The organism is Xanthomonas sp. LF02-5, from assembly GCF_034105325.1.
In the GTDB taxonomy this organism is placed as follows: domain Bacteria; phylum Pseudomonadota; class Gammaproteobacteria; order Xanthomonadales; family Xanthomonadaceae; genus Xanthomonas_A; species Xanthomonas_A sontii.
Map to the genome: position 1 here is coordinate 1,121,228 of NZ_JAXGGF010000001.1, position 17,643 is coordinate 1,138,870.

The 17,643-nt window shown below is 70.8% G+C and carries 15 protein-coding genes; 11 read left to right on the plus strand and 4 right to left on the minus strand.

Annotated features, from left to right (window positions below; genetic code table 11):
* Positions 1-31 precede the first annotated feature (31 nt).
* Together SLW52_RS04960 and SLW52_RS04965 are read left to right on the plus strand one after the other, a co-directional pair.
* On the plus strand, positions 32-943 hold the full coding sequence (locus tag SLW52_RS04960; RefSeq protein WP_017909672.1) for a M48 family metallopeptidase: 912 nt from the start codon (positions 32-34) through the stop codon (positions 941-943).
* Between the two features lie 115 nt (positions 944-1,058).
* A complete protein-coding gene (locus SLW52_RS04965) occupies positions 1,059-1,517 on the plus strand; it encodes a DUF6491 family protein (protein WP_017909671.1) in 459 nt (152 codons plus the stop codon).
* 288 nt (positions 1,518-1,805) lie between these two features.
* Here SLW52_RS04965 and SLW52_RS04970 read toward each other — a convergent pair whose 3' ends face one another.
* From SLW52_RS04970 to SLW52_RS04985, 4 genes are all read right to left on the minus strand, one after another.
* Entirely contained in the window at positions 1,806-2,084 is a 279-nt protein-coding gene (locus tag SLW52_RS04970; protein ID WP_017909670.1) for an oxidative damage protection protein, read from the minus strand.
* A gap of 41 nt (positions 2,085-2,125) precedes the next feature.
* The gene (gene mutY, locus SLW52_RS04975; protein WP_267099517.1) at positions 2,126-3,184 is read right to left on the minus strand and encodes an A/G-specific adenine glycosylase; all 1,059 of its coding nucleotides are present in this window, start codon (positions 3,182-3,184) and stop codon (positions 2,126-2,128) included.
* A gap of 162 nt (positions 3,185-3,346) precedes the next feature.
* Complete coding sequence (gene ftsY, locus SLW52_RS04980) at positions 3,347-4,726, minus strand: signal recognition particle-docking protein FtsY (protein ID WP_320739270.1); 1,380 nt, start codon at positions 4,724-4,726, stop codon at positions 3,347-3,349.
* A 435-nt stretch (positions 4,727-5,161) separates the two neighbouring features.
* Positions 5,162-5,869 carry an AraC family transcriptional regulator gene (locus tag SLW52_RS04985; RefSeq protein ID WP_152235762.1) on the minus strand — a complete coding sequence of 236 codons (708 nt, stop codon included), beginning with the start codon at positions 5,867-5,869 and terminating at the stop codon, positions 5,162-5,164.
* A gap of 172 nt (positions 5,870-6,041) precedes the next feature.
* On the opposite strand from SLW52_RS04985, the gene SLW52_RS04990 reads away from it, so the two are divergent.
* The 9 genes from SLW52_RS04990 to SLW52_RS05030 all read left to right on the plus strand — a co-directional run bounded on the left by SLW52_RS04990 (position 6,042) and on the right by SLW52_RS05030 (position 17,130).
* Positions 6,042-6,983 (plus strand): proline racemase family protein, encoded by a 942-nt coding sequence (locus SLW52_RS04990; RefSeq protein ID WP_267096781.1) that lies wholly within the window; start codon positions 6,042-6,044, stop codon positions 6,981-6,983.
* Positions 6,980-8,080 (plus strand): FAD-dependent oxidoreductase, encoded by a 1,101-nt coding sequence (locus SLW52_RS04995; protein WP_267093809.1) that lies wholly within the window; start codon positions 6,980-6,982, stop codon positions 8,078-8,080. Before SLW52_RS04990 ends, SLW52_RS04995 begins: the two co-directional genes overlap by 4 nt.
* Entirely contained in the window at positions 8,077-8,325 is a 249-nt protein-coding gene (locus tag SLW52_RS05000) for a (2Fe-2S)-binding protein (RefSeq protein ID WP_170268107.1), read from the plus strand. Before SLW52_RS04995 ends, SLW52_RS05000 begins: the two co-directional genes overlap by 4 nt.
* Positions 8,318-9,688, plus strand: coding sequence for an FAD/NAD(P)-binding oxidoreductase (locus tag SLW52_RS05005; RefSeq protein WP_320739267.1), 1,371 nt, complete (start codon positions 8,318-8,320; stop codon positions 9,686-9,688). The genes SLW52_RS05000 and SLW52_RS05005 overlap by 8 nt, the downstream gene beginning before the upstream one ends.
* Complete coding sequence (locus SLW52_RS05010) at positions 9,685-10,590, plus strand: dihydrodipicolinate synthase family protein (RefSeq protein ID WP_017909351.1); 906 nt, start codon at positions 9,685-9,687, stop codon at positions 10,588-10,590. Before SLW52_RS05005 ends, SLW52_RS05010 begins: the two co-directional genes overlap by 4 nt.
* 1 nt (position 10,591) lies before the next feature.
* The gene (locus SLW52_RS05015; protein ID WP_267103217.1) at positions 10,592-12,184 is read left to right on the plus strand and encodes an aldehyde dehydrogenase family protein; all 1,593 of its coding nucleotides are present in this window, start codon (positions 10,592-10,594) and stop codon (positions 12,182-12,184) included.
* Positions 12,181-13,389, plus strand: a complete 1,209-nt coding sequence (locus tag SLW52_RS05020; RefSeq protein ID WP_152235766.1) for a Xaa-Pro peptidase family protein — start codon at positions 12,181-12,183, stop codon at positions 13,387-13,389. The genes SLW52_RS05015 and SLW52_RS05020 overlap by 4 nt, the downstream gene beginning before the upstream one ends.
* Before the next feature lie 82 nt (positions 13,390-13,471).
* Complete coding sequence (locus SLW52_RS05025; RefSeq protein ID WP_320739264.1) at positions 13,472-15,304, plus strand: DUF885 family protein; 1,833 nt, start codon at positions 13,472-13,474, stop codon at positions 15,302-15,304.
* Positions 15,301-17,130 (plus strand): DUF885 family protein, encoded by a 1,830-nt coding sequence (locus tag SLW52_RS05030; RefSeq protein ID WP_320739262.1) that lies wholly within the window; start codon positions 15,301-15,303, stop codon positions 17,128-17,130. Before SLW52_RS05025 ends, SLW52_RS05030 begins: the two co-directional genes overlap by 4 nt.
* Positions 17,131-17,643: the final 513 nt, after the last annotated feature.

Consider the following 17,643-nt stretch of genomic DNA (forward strand, 5'->3'; position numbering starts at 1 on the left):
ATTGCCTCACCAGTCAGCGAGGGGGAGTGCGATGAACCAAGTCTTCGGCCGCCAGGGCGGCGAACCGGGCGGCGGCCGCCGTGGACCGCTGGGCGGGGTGCGCTGGCTGGTACTGCTGGGGTTTGCCGTGTATGCCGGGTTCTACTGGTTCTCCAACCGCAGCGAGGATCCGTACACCGGCGAGCAGGTGCTGATCGACCGCTCGTTGAATGTGGAGGACGAGAAGGCGCTGGGTCTGCAGGCGTACCAGGAGATCCTGGCGCAGGAACATCCGGTCGATCCGCAGTCGCAGGTGGCGCAGCAGGTGCGTGCGATCGCGCAGCGGCTGATCGCCAAGGTCGACGTGGTCGAGGACGCGCTGGCCGCCGAGCACGGCATGCAGGCCAAGCATTACGCGCGCGGCTTCGACTGGGACGTCAACGTGATCGAGTCCGACCAGGCCAATGCGTTCTGCCTGCCCGGCGGCAAGATGGCGGTCTACACCGGGTTGCTGCCGGTGGCCAAGAACGCCGACGCGATGGCGGTGGTGATGGGTCACGAGATCGCGCATGCGCTGCTGCGGCATGGCGCGCAGCGCATGGCCCAGCAGAAGCTGACCCAGATCGGGCAGATGGCCGGCGCCGCCGGCGGCCTGGATCCGCAACAGCAGCAGATGGCGATGGCGGCGATGGGCTATGGCTACCTGCTGCCGTACGCGCGCAGCCACGAGACCCAGGCCGACGAAGTGGGCCTGATGCTGGCCGCGGCGGCCTGTTTCGACCCGCGCGAGGCGGTGCCGCTGTGGGAGCGGATGAGCGCCAGCAGCGGCGGCCAGGCGCCGCCGGAGTTCGCCTCCACCCATCCCAATCCGGGCACCCGCATCCAGAACCTGCAGGCGCTGATGCCCAAGGCGCTGGAGTACCGGCAGCGCTTCTGCGAGTCCGCGCGTGGTGCTTCGCAGTAAGCGCTGCCGTCGCCGCACGCGTTGGCTGCCTTGTCGCTGAACGCCGCGCGCTTATCCACGCTCGCGTGCACGGCGGCGGGCGCATGATGCGCTCCACACCATCGGGAGCACTGCCATGAAACGCCTGCTGCTGTCCTCCCTCGTCGCCACGGCCGTGCTGGCCGGCTGTGCCACCAACCGGCTCAGCGACGACGAGCGTCTGACCCTGTACCGCGCCCACGCCGGTGCGCCGGTGCGCGACTTCCAGTACTTCAACCGGCTCAGCGGCTGGACCGCACTCGGCGACAGCGCGCTGGCGGTGTGGACGCGCCCGAACCAGGCCTATCTGCTGGAATTCGCCGGCACCTGCCAGGACCTGGATTTCGCCCCCAGCATCGCCATCACCCATTTCGGCAGCCAGGTCTCGGCGAAGTTCGACGATGTGCTGGTGCTCGGCGGCGGCCCCGCCGCGATTCGCCTGCCGTGCCGCATCGACAGCATCCGCCCGCTCGACGTCAAGGCGCTGCGCACCTCGGAGAAGGAACTGCGCGAGGCCAAGGTGCAGGAACGGGCGCAGCAGGCGCCTGGGAGCTGACGCAGTGCCGGGATTCGGGATTCGCGAGGCGGCGCGCGCGGTGGTGCGGCTAGTGTGATGTCGCGCCGTCGCTTGCTGGTGCAGCCTGTTGCGTCAGGTGCACTGCAAGGTGCTGTGCGGCACGCCCTTATGGCTCCGGGGCGCACGCTTCAGCCGCGACGGGTATTACCGGTAAGGCCGTGTCGCGGCTGAAGACGCTCCTGGAGGTTGGGTGAGGTGCGACGAACGCAGGCGCTTGGCGGTGTCTGAGCGTCGGTACGTGGGAGTGACGCGACGACGCGGTGGTGCTCAGGAGGCCTGGTCGGGCGCCACGTAGCCGTCGGGCTTGTCGGCGCCGCCCTGGAACAGGAACTTTTCCAGTTCCGTTTCCAGGAACGCGCGGTGCTTGGGATCGCGCGGCGACAGCCGGTTCTCGTTGATCAGCATGGTCTGGTGCGCCAGCCAGGCTTGCCAGCCGGCCTTGCCGATGTGCGCGAACACGCGCTTGCCGAGCTCGCCGGGATACGGCACGTAGTCGAGCCCTTCGGTGTCGCGTTGCTGGTACTGGCAGAAGACGGTGCGGGACATGTCAATTCCTGGCGGTGCGTACGGCGGCGCGCGCTGGCGCGCTAGAGGCCGTCGAGCAGTTTGCGGATCGGTGCGGGCAGGCCCAGCGTCGACAGGTCGGCGCGCGCCACCCAGCGCAGGTCGTCATTGTCGCCCAGCGCATCGCCCATGGCGACCTTGCGCAGGCGCAGTGGCTGCAGGTGCAGGCGGTAATGGCTGAAGGTGTGCACGATCGGCGGCAGCGCTTCGGCGTCGTCGTAGGCGCGCCCGCGCATCCAGCGCGCGTACCAGGCGCGCAGCTCGCTGTCGGTGTCGGCCTGCGGCAGGGTCCACAGCGAGGCCCAGATGCCGGTCGGCGGCCGCCGCTGCAGCAGCAATTCGCCGGCGGCGTTCTCCAGCAACAGCGCCAGCGCCTCGCGCTCGGGCAGGGTCTTGCCCGGCTTGGGCGTGGGCAGCGCTTCGACCAGGCCGTCGCGGCGCGCCACGCAGTCGTCCTGCAGCGGGCACAGCACGCAGGCCGGGTTGGCGCGGGTGCACAGGGTGGCGCCGAAATCCATCTGCGCCTGGGTGTAGTCGGCCATGCGCCCGTCCGGCACGGCGGCCACGTGGTCGTGCGCGAGCGCCCACAGCGGCTTTTCCACCGCCGGCAGGCCGGGGTAGCCGGCGATGCCGTGGTAGCGGGTCAGCACGCGCTTGACGTTGCCGTCGAGGATCGGGAAGCGGTCGTTCCAGGCCTGGCTGAGAATCGCGCCGGCGGTGCTGCGGCCGATGCCGGGCAGCGCATGCAGGGCCTCGAAATCGCGCGGCAGCTCGCCGCCGTGCAGTTCCACGCAGCGCTTGGCGGCGGCGTGCAGGTTGCGTGCGCGGGCGTAGTAGCCGAGCCCGGCCCATTGCGCCATCACCGCGTCGTTGTCGGCGGCGGCCAGTGCCGGCAGGGTCGGGAAGTGCTGCAGGAAGCGCAGGAAATAGGGGATGACCACCGCCACCTGGGTCTGCTGCAGCATGATCTCCGACAGCCACACCCGGTACGGACTGCGCGGATGCTGCCAGGGCAGGTCATGCCGCCCGTGGCGGTCGAACCAGGCGAGCAGGCGGGTAGGGAAGGTGTCGGGCTGGCGCATGCTGGCATCTGAGTTCCTTCTCCCCTCGGGAGAAGGTGCCCCGAAGGGGCGGATGAGGGTACGGGCGAAGCCTGGTGCGGTTTGGGTAGTGCGCATGCCGGCATTGCGGGCTCCGCCGTACCCTCACCCCAACCCCTCTCCCGGGGGGAGAGGGGCTTTGCATCAGCCGCCCAGGGCGTCGGGCAGCAACGCGTCGACGAAGGCTTCGGCGTCGAACACGCGCAGGTCTTCGGGGCGCTCGCCGATGCCGGCGAAGCGGATCGGGATGCCGAATTCGCGGGCCAGGGCGAACACCACGCCGCCCTTGGCGGTGCCGTCGAGCTTGGTCACCACCAGACCGGTGACGCCGACCGCGGCGTGGAACTGGCGCAGCTGCGACAGCGCGTTCTGGCCGGTGGTGCCGTCGATGACCATCAGCACCTCGTGCGGCGCGCTGGGGTCGAGCTTGCCGAGCACGCGGCGGATCTTGCCCAGCTCGTTCATCAGCCCGGTCTGGGTGTGCAGGCGGCCGGCGGTGTCGGCGATCAGCACCTCGGTGCCGCGCGCCTTGCCGGCCTGCAGCGCATCGAAGGCCACCGAGGCGGCGTCGGCGTTCTGGCCCTGCGCGATCACGGTCACACTGTTGCGCTCGCCCCAGGCCTGCAACTGCGCCACCGCGGCGGCGCGGAAGGTGTCGCCAGCGGCCAGCATCAGGCTGTGGCCCTCGTCCTTGAAACGCTTGGCCAGCTTGCCGATGGTGGTGGTCTTGCCGACGCCGTTGACGCCGACGGTCAGCACCACGAAGGGCTTGGCGTTGCGGTCGATCTGCAGCGGCCTGGCCACCGGCTGCAGGATCGCCAGCAAGTCGGCGCGCAGCGCCTGCTGCAGCGCCCTGGCGTCGGCGAACTCGCGCGCCTTCATGCGCTTGCGCAGGCTCTCGATCAGCGCGGTGGTGGCGGGAATGCCGACGTCGGCGGTGATCAGCGCGGTCTCGATCTCGTCGAGCAGGTCGTCGTCGAGCTTGGGGTTGCGCGAGAACAGGCTGCCGACGCTGCGCGCGAAGCTGCTGTTGCGCAGCCGTTCGCGCCAGCCGGGCTTGCCGGCCGGCGCAGCGGGCGGCGCGTCGCTGCGCACCAGGTCGGCGTCGGTGGACGCAGTAACCGGCGAGGGCACGGACACCGCGACGGGCGGCTGTGCAGGGGCGGGCGTCGGCTGCGGCACGCTCGGCACCGGTACAGCGGCCGGCGTCGGCACATAAGCCTGCGGCGGTGGCGTGGGCGCTGCCGGCGGCAGCGGGGTCGGTTGCGGCTGCGGCACCGCGACCGGGGCCGGCGCCTGCACGGGATGTTCGGCGATCGGCGCGGGCGTCGGCTGCGGGGGGGCGGCGGGTGCGGGAGTGGCGGGCGCTGCCTCAGCGGCCGGCGGCGCCGACGGCGCAGGCGCAGCGGGCTCGGCGCTTGCCGGCTTGGGGAAGGCGGCGGCCAGTTCCTCGATGCTGTAGCGCTGGGTGCGGCTCTCGCCGGCGTTGTCCTGGGGCTTGTTGCGGCGGAATAGGCTGACCATGGATGACGCGTGGACCGGAAACGAAGAATGCTACCACTTGCGACCTGAGCGGCCGGTGCAGCGGGGGCTGGCTGGGATGGTCGGCAAAGTGGAATTCGTGCCTCACGACCGTGTGTGCGTGCATTGGCGCGGCGCTTGTCCCAATTGGCGGGCTAGCTGCAACCGTGGTGTTCAAAGTGAAGTGCGGTCGCAGGGTGGAGGTGCAGACATGTCATGGCATTTCAATGCGATCGGCTGTGCCGGACCCTCACCCCAACCCCTCTCCCGGAGGGAGAGGGGCTTTAGCATCCTCTCTCCTTGCGGGAGAGGCTGCCCCGAGGGGCTGAAGCTGCTTCTATAGCCGCATCCGCATCCGCATCCGCATCTGCAGTGCAGCCATCCCAACGCCCGCATTCAGCAACCAATCCCGATTCCCCAATCCCCATTCCCGGCTTTTCACAGCTTGCCCTTCATCGACCGGTAGTCGCGCGGGGTCATGCCGACGGTGGCCTTGAACTGGCGGGCGAAGGCGCTCTGGTCGGCGAAGCCGCACAGCTGGCCGATGCTGGCGATGCTGTCGTCGCCGTGCAGCAGGCGCATCGCCGCTTCGATGCGCATCTTGGTCAGCAGTTGCTGCGGGGTCAGCTGGAACACGCGACGGAAGTGCCGCTCCAGTTGCGCCACCGACAGCTCCGCCAGGTCGGCCAGGGTCTGCACGCGCAGGTTGTCGCCGTAGTGCGCCTGCATGTGTTCCATGGCGCGGCTGATGCGCTCGTAGGCGGAATGGCGGTTGTCCGGCTGGCCCAGGTCGCGGGAGATGCCGACCACGCCGATCACCTCCTCGCCCTCGCACAGCGGGCGCTTGAAGGTCAGGCACCAGCCGGGGGTGCGATTCGGGAACAAGTGCACTTCCAACTGGTTCTCGATCACCTCGCCGCACAGCACGCGCCGGTCCTGCATCAGGTAGCTGCCGCCCAGCGGCAGCGGGAACACGTCCGCAGCCGACTTGCCGATCAGGTCGGCGCGGTATTTCTTGCCCAGCCGCCGCACCAGGGTCAGGTTGACGTGGGTGTAGCGGCCGTCGCGGTCCTTCACGAAGAACACCACGTCCGGCAGGGCGTCGAACAGCGTCTGCAGTTCCAGTGCCGAAATCAGAGTGTCCATGGCGTTCACCTGCGGAAGTGGGCGGCGGTGCGGGCGCGCCGCCGCGCGTCCCCCGAATGCCGATGCTAGCCTAAGTCGGCGCCCTGGGGCGTCGCCGGGTTGTGCGAACTTCCGCATTGGCGACAGGCAAACGCTGCTAGCCGGCGGCGGTGCCGAATGTGAGCATGGCTCCATGCATACACTCGATGTCATCGACTCGCACAGCGCCGGCGAACCGACCCGTGTCGTCGTCTCCGGCTTCCCCGATCTGGGAACCGGTTCCCTGGCCGAGCGCCGGGAGCTGTTCCGCACGCGCTTCGACGCCTGGCGTAGCGCCATCGCCTGCGAACCGCGCGGCTCGGACACCATGGTCGGCGCGCTGCTGCTGCCGCCGGTGGCCGCCGATGCCTGCGCGGCGGTGATCTTCTTCAACAACGTCGGCTACCTGGGCATGTGCGGCCACGGCACCATCGGCCTGGTGCGCACGCTGGCCGAGCTGGGCCGGCTGAGTGCGGGCACGCACCGCATCGAGACGCCGGTGGGCACGGTCGGCGTGGAACTGCACGCCGACGGCCGCGTCTCGGTCGACAACGTCGAGAGCTACCGCCATGCCACCGGCGTCGAAGTGCAGGTGCCCGAGTACGGGCGCGTGCGCGGCGACGTCGCCTGGGGCGGCAACTGGTTCTTCATCACCGAACAGACGCCGTGCGCGCTGGAACTGCGCCACCAGCGCGCGCTGACCGCTTACACCGAGGCGCTGCGGCTGGCGCTGGAGGCGGCGGGCATCCGCGGCGCCGACGGCGGCGAGATCGACCACATCGAGATCAACGGGCCGGCGCCGGACGCCAGCGCCGATGCGCGCAACTTCGTGCTGTGCCCGGGCCTGGCCTACGACCGGTCGCCCTGCGGCACCGGCACCAGCGCCAAGCTGGCGTGCCTGGCCGCCGACGGCAAGCTGGCGCCGGGCCAGGTGTGGCGGCAGCAGGGCATCCTCGGCAGCGTGTTCGAGGGCAGCTACACGGCCGGTGCGCGCGGGGTACTGCCGCGCATCACCGGGCAGGCCTACATCACTGCGCGCGCGCAGTTGTCGATCGATCCGCAGGATCCGTTCGCCTGGGGCATCGGCGCCGCATGAGCGGTTTCGACCTGATCGTCGTCGGCGCCGGCATCGTCGGCGCGGCCTGCGCCGATGCGGCGGCGGCCGCCGGCCTGCGCGTGGCGATCGTCGAGTCGGGCAGTATCGGCGGCGGTTCCACCGCCGCGGCGATGGGGCACCTGGTGGCGATGGACGACGATCCGGCGGAACTGGCGCTGTCGGCGTACTCGCTGCGTTTGTGGGAAGAATTCGCGCCGCTGCCGGAGGCCGAGTTCAGCCGCTGCGGCACGCTGTGGGTGGCGCGCGAGGCGCGCGAACTGGAGGCGATTCCGGCCAAGATCCAGCGGCTGGCCGCGGCCGGCGTGCACGCCGAAGCGCTCGATGCGCAGCGCTTGTACCAACTGGAGCCGGCGCTGGTGCCGGGCCTGGCCGGCGGCATGCGCGTGGCCGCCGAGGCGGTGGTGTATCCGCCGCGGATGGCGCGCTACCTGGTCGAGCGTGCCTGCGCCGCCGGTGCGCAGCTGTACGCCGGGCGTCGCGCCACTGCGCTGGCCGATGCCGGCGTGCGTCTGGACGACGGCAGCGCGCTGCATGGCCCGGTGCTGGTCGCCACCGGCTGCGCCGTGCCGGAGCTGTTGCCGGAACTGCCGATGCGCGCGCGCAAAGGGCAACTGGTGATCACCGACCGCTATCCGGGCTTCGTCGCCCATCAATTGCTGGAACTGGGCTACGCCGACAGCGCGCACGGCAGCGACGGCAGCAGCGTGGCGTTCAACGTGCAGCCGCGGCCGACCGGGCAGATCCTGATCGGCTCCTCGCGCGAATTCGATGCGACCGACCGCACGGTGTCGATGCCGATGCTGCAGCGGATGCTGGAGCGCGCCTTCGCGTTCCTGCCGGGCCTGCGGCAACTGCAGGCGATCCGGGTGTGGACCGGCCTGCGTCCGGCCACGCCGGACGGACGCCCGTACCTGGGCGCGGTGCCGGAGCGGCGCGACGTGTGGGTCGCGGCCGGCCACGAGGGCCTGGGCGTGACGACGGCGCTGGGCAGTGCGCGCCTGCTGCTGGACCAGTTGCTGCAGCGGCCCACGGCCATCGACGCGGCGCCGTACGCGCCGGCGCGGGCGCTGGCATGAGCGCGCGCATGTTGCGCCTGCAGGTCGACGGCCGCGATGTCGAAGTGCCTGATGGCAGCAGCGTGGCCGCGGCGGTGGCGCAGGTGGCCACGCATTTCCGCCGCTCGCGCAGCGGCCAGCCGCGCGCGCCGCTGTGCGGCATGGGCGTGTGCGCCGAGTGCCGGGTGCGCATCGACCGCGTCGGCCAGTTGCGCGCCTGCATCACCCCGGCGCGCGACGGCATGCAGGTGTGGACCGATGGCTGAGCCGCGCACCCACTTCGAGGTCTTGGTGATCGGCGCCGGGCCGGCCGGGCTGGCGGCGGCGCTGGCCGCGGCCGGGCATGGCCGCCGCGTCGGCCTGGTCGATCTGCAGGCGCGTGCCGGCGGGCAGATCTGGCGCCACGACTTGGCCCAGGCGCCGCCGCGCCTGGCCGCGCGCACCCTGGCGCAACTGGCGGCCAGCGCCGTGACGTTTCTGCCGCAGACCCAGGTGCTGCTGGCGCAGGACCGGCAACTGCTCACCGATGGACCCGATGGCCCGCGCTGGCTGGGCTACGACGCGCTGGTGCTGGCCACCGGCGCGCGCGAGTTGCTGTTGCCGTTCCCGGGCTGGACCCTGCCCGGGGTGACCGGTGCAGGTGGCGCGCAGGCGCTGGCCAAGCAGGGCTGGCCGCTGCGCGGGCGGCGCGTGCTGGTCGCCGGCAGCGGGCCGCTGCTGCTGGCCTCGGCGGCGACGCTGCATCGCCACGGCGCGCAGGTGCTGGGCATCGTCGAACAGGCGCCGTGGCGCGCGCTGGCCGCGTTCGCCGCGCAGCTGCCGCTGCGTTGGCCGGACAAGGCGCTGCAGGCGCTGGCGCTGCGCACGCAACTGGCCGGGGTCGGCTACCACGCCGGCAGCGTGGTGCTGGCCGCGTACGGCGAGGGCCGCGTGCAAGAGGCGGAGATCGACGGCCCGCGCGGCCGCCGCCGTCTCGCCTGCGATCAACTGTCGGTGGGCTACGGCCTGGTGCCGAACGTGGAATTGGCGCAACTGCTGGGCTGCCGGCTGGGCCGCAGCGGCGCGCATCCGTGCGTGGCGGTGGATGCGCAACTGCGCACCAGCGTCGACGGCGTGTACGCCGCGGGCGAGGCGCTGGGCATCGGCGGGCGCGATTGCGCGCGGGTGGAAGGCGCCATCGCCGGCCATCTGGCCGCCGGCCAGGACGCCGCTGCGCAGGCGCTGCAGCCGCAGCGGCGCCGCGCGCGCGCCTTTGCTGAACTGCTGCAGCGGCAGTTCGCGCTGGACCCGCGCATCCACGCGCTGGCCGCGCCGGACACGCTGGTGTGCCGCTGCGAAGACGTGCCGCTGTCCGCGCTGCAGGGCCATGCCGACCTGCGCGACGCCAAGCTGGCCTCGCGCTGCGGCATGGGCGCCTGCCAAGGTCGCATTTGCGGCAGCGCGCTGACCGAGCTGGGGCTGGCCGCGCGCGCCGCCGATTTCTCCGACGACGGCCGCCGGCCGCCGCTGTTCCCGGCGCGGCTGGACGCGCTGGCCCATCCCTGTCCGGACCCCGGTCCGCACACCGCTTGCGCCGCGCCGTCGCGCGCGGCATCCCTTCGCAACTCTCCACAAGGTGTACATCCATGAGCAAGGCTTCCTTCTGGTACGGCGTGCTGCCGGCCATCACCACCCCCTTCAACGCCGACGGCAGCATCGACCACGCGTTCCTGGCCAAGCATGCGCAGCTGATGATCGACGCCGGCTGCACTGCGATCGTGCCGCTGGGCTCGCTGGGCGAGGCGGCTACGCTGAGCTTCGACGACAAGCTGGCGATCCTGAAGACCCTGGTGCAGGCGGTCGACGGCCGCATCCCGGTGGTGCCGGGCATCGCCGCGCTGTCCACCGACGAGGCCGTGCGCCTGGCGCAGGCGGCCAAGCAGGTCGGCTGCGGTGGCCTCATGGTGCTGCCGCCGTATGTGTATTCCACCGACTGGCGCGAAATGGGCGCGCACATGCGCGCGGTGATCGCCGCCACCGACCTGCCGGCGATCCTGTACAACAACCCGATCGCCTACAAGACCGATTTCAGCCCGGCGCAGATCGCCGAGCTGGCCGCCGAATTCCCGAACCTGCAGGCGGTCAAGGAATCCTCCGGCGACGTGCGCCGCTTCGCCGCGCTGGGCGAGCTGCTCGGCGACCGCCTGGTGCTGCTGGTGGGCATGGACGATGCGATCGTCGAAGGCCTGAGCATGGGCGCCAAGGGCTGGATCGCCGGCCTGGTCAACGCCTACCCGAAGGAGTCGGTGAAGCTGTTCGAGCTGGCCCGCGACGGCGGCTACCCGGCGGCCAAGGCGCTATACGACTGGTTCCTGCCGCTGCTGCGCCTGGACACCGTGCCCAAGTTCGTGCAGCTGATCAAGCTGGTGCAGGAGAAGGTCGGCCTGGGCAGCGAGCGCGTGCGCGCGCCGCGGCTGGTGCTGGAAGGCGCCGAGCGCGAGGCCGCGCTGAAGGTCATCGACCACGCCATCGCCACCCACCCTGGGCACTGAGATGAGCACGCAACCGCTGTTGCTGGCCGGCCATTGGCAGGCCTCGCTGGAAGAGCGCGGCAGTTTCCGCGCCGAGGATCCGCGCGACGGGAGCGAGTTCGGCCCGTCGTTCCCGATCAGCGGCGCCGCCGATCTGGAAGCGGCGCTGAGCGCGGCGGCGCTGAGCGCCGATGCGCTGGCCGCGGCCGCGCCGGAACGCATCGCCGGGTTCCTGGATGCGTACGCGGACGCGATCGACGCCGACGTCGAACGTCTGGTGGCGCTGGCCCATGCCGAAACCGGCCTGCCGGTGGAGCCGCGCCTGGCCAAGGTGGAGCTGCCGCGCGCCAGCGGGCAGTTGCGCCAGGCCGCGCAGGCAGTGCGTAGCCACAGCTGGGCGCAGCCGGTGATCGACACCGCGGCGGGCCTGCGCGCGCAGCTGGGGCCGCTGCACAAGCCGGTGCTGGTGTTCGGTCCGAACAATTTCCCGTTCGCGTTCAACGCGGTGGCCGGCAGCGATTTCGCCTCGGCCATCGCCGCGCGCAATCCGGTCATCGCCAAGGCGCATCCTTCGCATCCGGCCACCAGCCAGCGCCTGGCCCAGCTCGCGCACCAGGCGCTGCTGGCCAACGACCTGCCGGCGGCGACGGTGCAGTTGCTGTATCACTTCGATAACACGCTGGGCCTGGAACTGGCAGGCGATCCGCGGCTCGGCGCGATCGGCTTCACCGGCAGCCGTGCCGGCGGGCTGGCGCTGAAGGCCGCCGCCGACCGCGCCGGGGTGCCGGCCTATGTCGAGTTGTCCAGCGTCAATCCGGTGTTCCTGCTGCCGGGCGCGCTGGCCGAACGCGGTGCGGCGCTGGCGCAGGAGTTCTTCGCCTCCTGCACCATGGGCAGCGGCCAGTTCTGCACCAACCCGGGCATCGTGGTGGTGCCCGAGGGCGAGGCCGGCGATGCCTTCGTCGCCGCGGCCACCGCGCATTTCGCCGCGGCTGCGCCGGCGCTGCTGTTCTCGCGCGGCGTGCTGGAGCATCTGCAGCGCAGCGTGGGCACGCTGCGCGATGCCGGCGCCACGGTGCTGGCCGGTGGCGAGGCCGATGCCGGCCCCGGCTATCGGCATGCGCCGACGCTGCTGCAAGTGTCGGCCGGGGCCTTCCTGCAGCAGCCCGAGGCGCTGCAGACCGAGGCGTTCGGCCCGGTCAGCCTGATCGTGCGCGGCGGCGGGTTGGGGCAGTTGACCGCCCTGGCGCGCAGCTTCGAGGGCAATCTCACCGGCACGCTCTATCGCGCCGCCGATGGCAGCGACGACATGGCCTTCGCCGCGCTGGCCGCGGCGCTGCGTCCGCGGGTCGGCCGCCTGATCTGCAACAAGATGCCGACCGGCGTGGCGGTGAGCCCGGCGATGAACCATGGCGGCCCGTATCCGAGCACCGGCCATCCGGGCTTCACTGCCGTCGGCATGCCCGCGGCGATCCGCCGCTTCGCCGCGCTGCACAGCTATGACGGCGTGCCCGACGCGCTGCTGCCGCCGTTGCTGCGCGATCGCAATCCCGGCGGCGTGCAGCGCTTGATCGACGGCAGCTGGAGCACCGCCGACGTGGATCCGCGCGCATGAGCGAGCAGGCCCAGATCGGCGGGTTGACCCTGGAGCAGGCGCACGCGCAACTGGCGCCGTGGCCGCACCGCGCGCCGGCGATCCAGCAGCAGGAGTACCGGCAGCGTCTGGCCAATGCGCGCGCGCTGATGCGCGCGCACGGCGCCGACGCGTTGCTGATCGGTGCTGGCGCTTCGTTGCGCTACTTCACCGGGGTGCCGTGGGGCGCCAGCGAGCGCCTGGTGGCGATGTTGCTGACCGCCGAAGGCGATCCGCTGCTGATCTGCCCGGCGTTCGAGGAAGGCTCGCTGGACGCAGTGCTGTCGGTGCCAGTGCGCAAGCGCCTGTGGCAGGAACACGAGGATCCGCACGCGCTGGTCGCCGAGGCCCTGCTGGAACTGGACGCGCAGAGCCTGGCGCTGGACCCGGGCGTGGCCTTTGCGGTGCACACCGGGCTGACGGCGGTGCTGGGCCGGATCGCGATCCGCGATGCGGCGGCGATCGTCGACGGCTGCCGCATGCGCAAGTCGCCGGCGGAACTGGCGCTGATGCAGCAGGCCTGCGACATGACCCTGCACGTGCAGCGGCTGGCCGCCGGGCTGATCCACGAAGGCATCACCACCGCGGAACTGACCCGCTTCATCGACCAGGCGCACCGCGCGCTCGGTGCCGACAACGGCTCGACCTTCTGCATCGTGCAGTTCGGCCACGCCACCGCGTATCCGCACGGCATTCCCGGCGTGCAGGCGCTGCGCCCGGGCGAGCTGGTGCTGATCGATACCGGTTGCACCGTGCAGGGCTACCACTCCGACATCACCCGCACCTACATCTTCGGCGAGCCCAGCGAGAAGCAGCGACGCATCTGGCAACTGGAGCACGACGCGCAGGCGGCGGCCTTCGCCGCGGTGCGGCCGGGCGTGGCCTGCGCGGTGGTGGACGAGGCCGCGCGCAAGGTGCTGCAGCGTGCCGGGCTCGGCCCGGACTATCAGCTGCCGGGGCTGCCGCATCGCACCGGCCACGGTTGCGGCATGAGCATCCACGAGGCACCGTACCTGGTGCGCGGCAATGCGCTGGCGCTGGCCCCGGGCATGTGCTGCAGCAACGAGCCGATGATCGTGGTGCCGGGCGAGTTCGGCGTGCGCCTGGAGGATCATTTCTACGTCACCGAGGACGGCGCGCAGTGGTTCACCCCGCCGTCGCCGGCGATCGACCGGCCGTTCGCCTGATGCGCAGGGCGGCCGCTTGCCACGTTTGTGCGGCGGCCGCCGCGGTGTGTCACGGGCGCGTGCCGCCCTGCGGAGTTCCTCGATGAAGCACATACCTCTGCCCGTCGTCGGCATGCTGGCACTGGCCCTGCTGAGTGCCTGTCAGCCGTCGGCACCGTCGGCGCCTTCCACGCCGGCGGCAACGGCGCCGGCCAAGGCAAGCACCTCGCCGTCGCAGGCCTTCGCCGCGCTGCTCGATGCGCAGTGGCAGTACCAGCTCGAACACCATCCGGAGTTCGCCAGCATCATCGGCGACAGCCGCTACAACGAGCGCTGGAGCGACTATTCGCTCGCCGCGCTGGAGGCCGAACGCCAGGCCACCGCTGCGTTCCTGGCGCGCTTCGATGCGATCGACGGCAAGGCGCTGTCGGCGCAGGAGCAGTTGAGCCTGCAGATGATGCAGCGGCAGTTGCGCGACCGGATGGAGGCGATCGCGCTGAAGAACGACGAGATGCCGCTGGAGCCGGTCGGCGGCATCCAGGTGGCGCTGCCGGGCTATGCGCAGGCGTTTCCGTTCGCCAGCGTCAAGGACTACGAGGACTACATCAAGCGCCTGCAGGCGATCCCGGCGCTGCTCGACCAGGTGGTGGCGCTGTCGCGCGCCGGCGCCAGGGACGGGCTGGTGCAGCCGAAGTACCTGCTCGAGCGCATTCCCGCGCAGGTACGCGAGATCGCCGCACCGGCCGGGGCCGACAGTCCGTTCGCGCAGCCGCTGCAGCAGTTTCCTGCGGCAGTGCCGGAGGCCGAGCGGCCGCGCCTGCGCGCGGCGATGATCGCGGCGATCGACCAGCAGGTGCGGCCGGCCTATCGCAAGCTCGCCGACTTCGTCGCCGACGAGTACGCGCCGCAGGGCCGCGTCCACGAAGGCCTGTGGTCGCTGCCCGATGGTGCGCGCCGCTACCGCTTCGCGATCCACACCCAGACCACCACAGATCAGTCGCCCGAGCAGATCCACCAGACCGGCCTGGCCGAGGTCGCGCGCATCGAGGGCGAGATGGGCCTCATCGCCAAGCAGCTCGGCTATGCCGATCTGGCTGCGCTACGCAAGGCGGTGGCCCATGACCGCAAGTTCTTCGCTACCTCGCCCGAGCAGATCCTGCAGCGCTACCGCGACGACATCGCGCAGATGCAGCCGAAGCTGCCGACGTTGTTCGGTACGCTGCCGAAGACGCCGCTGGAGGTGCGCGCGATGCCGGCGTTCCGCGCCACCGCGCCCGGTGCCGAGTACTGGCAGAGCGATGCGCAGGGCAGCAAGCCGGGGCTGGTGATGGTCAACACCAGCGATTACGCGCACCGCACCCTGGTCAACATCGAGGCCACCGCGTATCACGAGGGCGTGCCCGGTCATCACCTGCAGATCTCGCTTGCGCAGACCCTGCCGCTGCCGCCGTTCCGCCAGCAATCCAGCTACAACGCCTACGTGGAAGGCTGGGCGCTGTACGCCGAGCGGCTGGGCAAGGAAGTGGGCTTCTACCGCGATCCGTACAGCGACTACGGCCGCCTGGCCGGCGAGCTGCTGCGCGCGAATCGGCTGGTGCTGGATACGGGCGTGCACTACAAGCGCTGGACCCGGCAGCAGATGATCGACTTCTTCCACGCGCATCCGTCCGACGACGAGCCCAGCATCCAGTCCGAGACCGACCGCTACATCGTCTGGCCGGGCCAGGCACTGGGCTACAAGCTCGGCGAACTGGACATCCTGGCGCTGCGCGAGAATGCCAGGCGCGCGCTGGGCGAGCGCTTCGACATCCGCGCCTTCCACGATGCCATCCTCGGCGGCGGCGCGATGCCGCTGGACCTGCTGGACGCGCGCATCGACGCCTGGATCGCCCAGGTCCAGGCCGGCGCTCCCTCTACTCAGGAGACTTCGCGATGACCTCCCGTTCCCGACTGCGCACGGCGCTGGCCCTGGCCATCGCGTGCACCCTGGCCTGGCAGGGCGCTGCCGCCGCCGCGCCCGCAAAGACCGCCGCGCCGGCGGCCGCTGCCCCCGCCGGCGATGCCGGCGCGCGCTTCAAGGCGCTGTACCAGCGCGAGTGGAAATGGCGCCAGGAGCAATTCGCCGGCGCCGACGACGAGGACGCGCAGGGACAGGCCGCCGATCACCTGCCCAAGGTCGATCCGGCCACCCAGGCGCAGCGCACCGCCTACTGGCAGCAGACGCTGCATGATCTGGATGCGATCGACCCGGCGCAGTTGTCGGCGCAGGACCAGGTGAACTACCAGGTCTATCGCCAGCAACTGCAGGTGCTGCTCGACCAGCAGCGGTTCCGCGCCTGGGAAATGCCGTTCAACAGCGACACCGCGTTCTGGAGCGACCTGGGCTTCACCGCGCGCGCCACCCTGCGCAACCGCGAGGACTACCAGCGCTATCTCGGACAGCTCGCCGACATCCCGCGCTACTTCGACGAGCAGATCGCCAACATGCGCGCCGGTCTGGCGCGCGGTTTCGCCCAGCCCAAAGTGACCCTGCAGGGTCGCGACCAGTCGATCGCCGAGGTCGCGCAGGCGCCTGGCGAGACCAATCTGTTCTACACCCCGTTCAAGCAGATGCCGGCGACGATCCCGGCGCCGCTGCAGGCGCAGTTGCGCGCGCAGGCGCGCACGGCGATCGCCCAGCAGGTGGTGCCGGCCTACGCCAAGCTGCTGCGTTTCATGCGCGAGGAATACCTGCCCAAGGCACGCCCGGCGCTGGCCGCCGAATCGCTGCCCGACGGCGCGGCGTACTACCGCGCGCAGATCCGCGAATACACCACGCTCGACCTCAGCCCCGAGCAGATTCATGCGGTGGGCCTGAAGGAGGTGGCGCGGCTGCGCAAGGAGATGGACCAGGCGATCGCCGACAGCGGCTTCAAGACCCCGCCGGGGCAGCAGACCTTCCCGGCGTTTCTGCACTATTTGCGCACCGATCCCAAGTTCTACGCCAAGACCCCGGAAGAACTGCTCAAGGACGCGGCGTGGATCGCCAAGCGCGTGGACGGCAAGATCGGCGACTACATCGGCCGGCTGCCGCGGCAACGCTTCGCGATCGAGCCGGTGCCGGCGGACCTGGCGCCGTTCTACACCGGCGGCCGCGGTGGCCCCGGCATCTACCTGGTCAACACCTACGACCTGCCGTCACGGCCGCTGTACAACCTCGCTGCGCTGACCTTGCACGAGTCCTCGCCTGGTCATGCGCTGCAGATGCCGTTGGCGGCCGAGCAGGACAACCTGCCGGATTTCCGCCGCTACACCTTCATTTCCGCGTATGGCGAGGGCTGGGCGGTGTACTCGGAATACCTGGGGCAGGAGATGGGGATGTACGACACCCCGTACGACCGCTTCGGTTACCTGACCTACCAGATGTGGCGTGCGTGCCGGCTGGTGATCGACACCGGCATTCACCACGACGGCTGGACGCGGGAGCAGGCGCAGGCGTTCCTGCGCGACAACACCGCGCTCAGCGAGCACGAGGTGACCACCGAGGTCGACCGCTACATCGCCTGGCCCGGCCAGGCGCTGTCGTACTACCTGGGTGAGTTGAAGATCCTGGAGCTGCGGCGCAAGGCGGAGCAGGCGCTGGGCGAGAAGTTCGACATCCGCGCGTTCCACGACGCGGTGCTGGAGACGGGCTCGGTGCCGCTGCCGGTGCTGGAGCAGCGCATCGACCGGTTCATTGCCGAGGGTGGAAAGTCGCCTTGGTCGAAGGAGGCGGCGAAGTAATAAGCCCCTCTCCCCCCCGGGAGAGGGGTTGGGGTGAGGATAGGGCGCGAAGCGCGTGCGGTGTTTCAACTGCACGAGGCTTCGCCCGTACCCTCATCCGCCCCTTCGGGGCACCTTCTCCCGGAGGGAGAAGGGAGCTACAAGCCCCTCTCCCCCCGGGAGAGGGGTTGGGGTGAGGGTTCGGACGCGAAGCGCATGCGGTGTTTCAACTGCACGAGGCTTCGCCCGGCCCCTCATCCGCCCCTTCGGGGCACCTTCTCCCGGAGGGAGAAGGGAGTGCTAAGCCCCTCTCCCCCCGGGAGAGGGGTTGGGGTGAGGGTCGGGCGCGAAGCGCATGCGGTGTTTCAGCTGCACGAGGCTTCGCTCGGACCCTCATCCGCCCCTTCGGGGCACCTTCTCCCGAGGGGAGAAGGGAAGTAAAAGCCCCTCTCCCTCCGGGAGAGGGGTTGGGGTGAGGGTAGGGAACGCCGCAGATCATCGAATCGCCAGTGACACCAATCCAGCGGGAGACGC

Coding starts and splice junctions, on each gene's coding strand:
- SLW52_RS04960 (WP_017909672.1), top strand. CDS start 32: ATGAACCAAGTCTTCGGCCGCCAGGGCGGCGAACCGGGCGGCGGCCGC.
- SLW52_RS04965 (WP_017909671.1), top strand. CDS start 1,059: ATGAAACGCCTGCTGCTGTCCTCCCTCGTCGCCACGGCCGTGCTGGCC.
- SLW52_RS04970 (WP_017909670.1), bottom strand. CDS start 2,084: ATGTCCCGCACCGTCTTCTGCCAGTACCAGCAACGCGACACCGAAGGG.
- mutY (WP_267099517.1), bottom strand. CDS start 3,184: ATGCGCCAGCCCGACACCTTCCCTACCCGCCTGCTCGCCTGGTTCGAC.
- ftsY (WP_320739270.1), bottom strand. CDS start 4,726: ATGGTCAGCCTATTCCGCCGCAACAAGCCCCAGGACAACGCCGGCGAG.
- SLW52_RS04985 (WP_152235762.1), bottom strand. CDS start 5,869: ATGGACACTCTGATTTCGGCACTGGAACTGCAGACGCTGTTCGACGCC.
- SLW52_RS04990 (WP_267096781.1), top strand. CDS start 6,042: ATGCATACACTCGATGTCATCGACTCGCACAGCGCCGGCGAACCGACC.
- SLW52_RS04995 (WP_267093809.1), top strand. CDS start 6,980: ATGAGCGGTTTCGACCTGATCGTCGTCGGCGCCGGCATCGTCGGCGCG.
- SLW52_RS05000 (WP_170268107.1), top strand. CDS start 8,077: ATGAGCGCGCGCATGTTGCGCCTGCAGGTCGACGGCCGCGATGTCGAA.
- SLW52_RS05005 (WP_320739267.1), top strand. CDS start 8,318: ATGGCTGAGCCGCGCACCCACTTCGAGGTCTTGGTGATCGGCGCCGGG.
- SLW52_RS05010 (WP_017909351.1), top strand. CDS start 9,685: ATGAGCAAGGCTTCCTTCTGGTACGGCGTGCTGCCGGCCATCACCACC.
- SLW52_RS05015 (WP_267103217.1), top strand. CDS start 10,592: ATGAGCACGCAACCGCTGTTGCTGGCCGGCCATTGGCAGGCCTCGCTG.
- SLW52_RS05020 (WP_152235766.1), top strand. CDS start 12,181: ATGAGCGAGCAGGCCCAGATCGGCGGGTTGACCCTGGAGCAGGCGCAC.
- SLW52_RS05025 (WP_320739264.1), top strand. CDS start 13,472: ATGAAGCACATACCTCTGCCCGTCGTCGGCATGCTGGCACTGGCCCTG.
- SLW52_RS05030 (WP_320739262.1), top strand. CDS start 15,301: ATGACCTCCCGTTCCCGACTGCGCACGGCGCTGGCCCTGGCCATCGCG.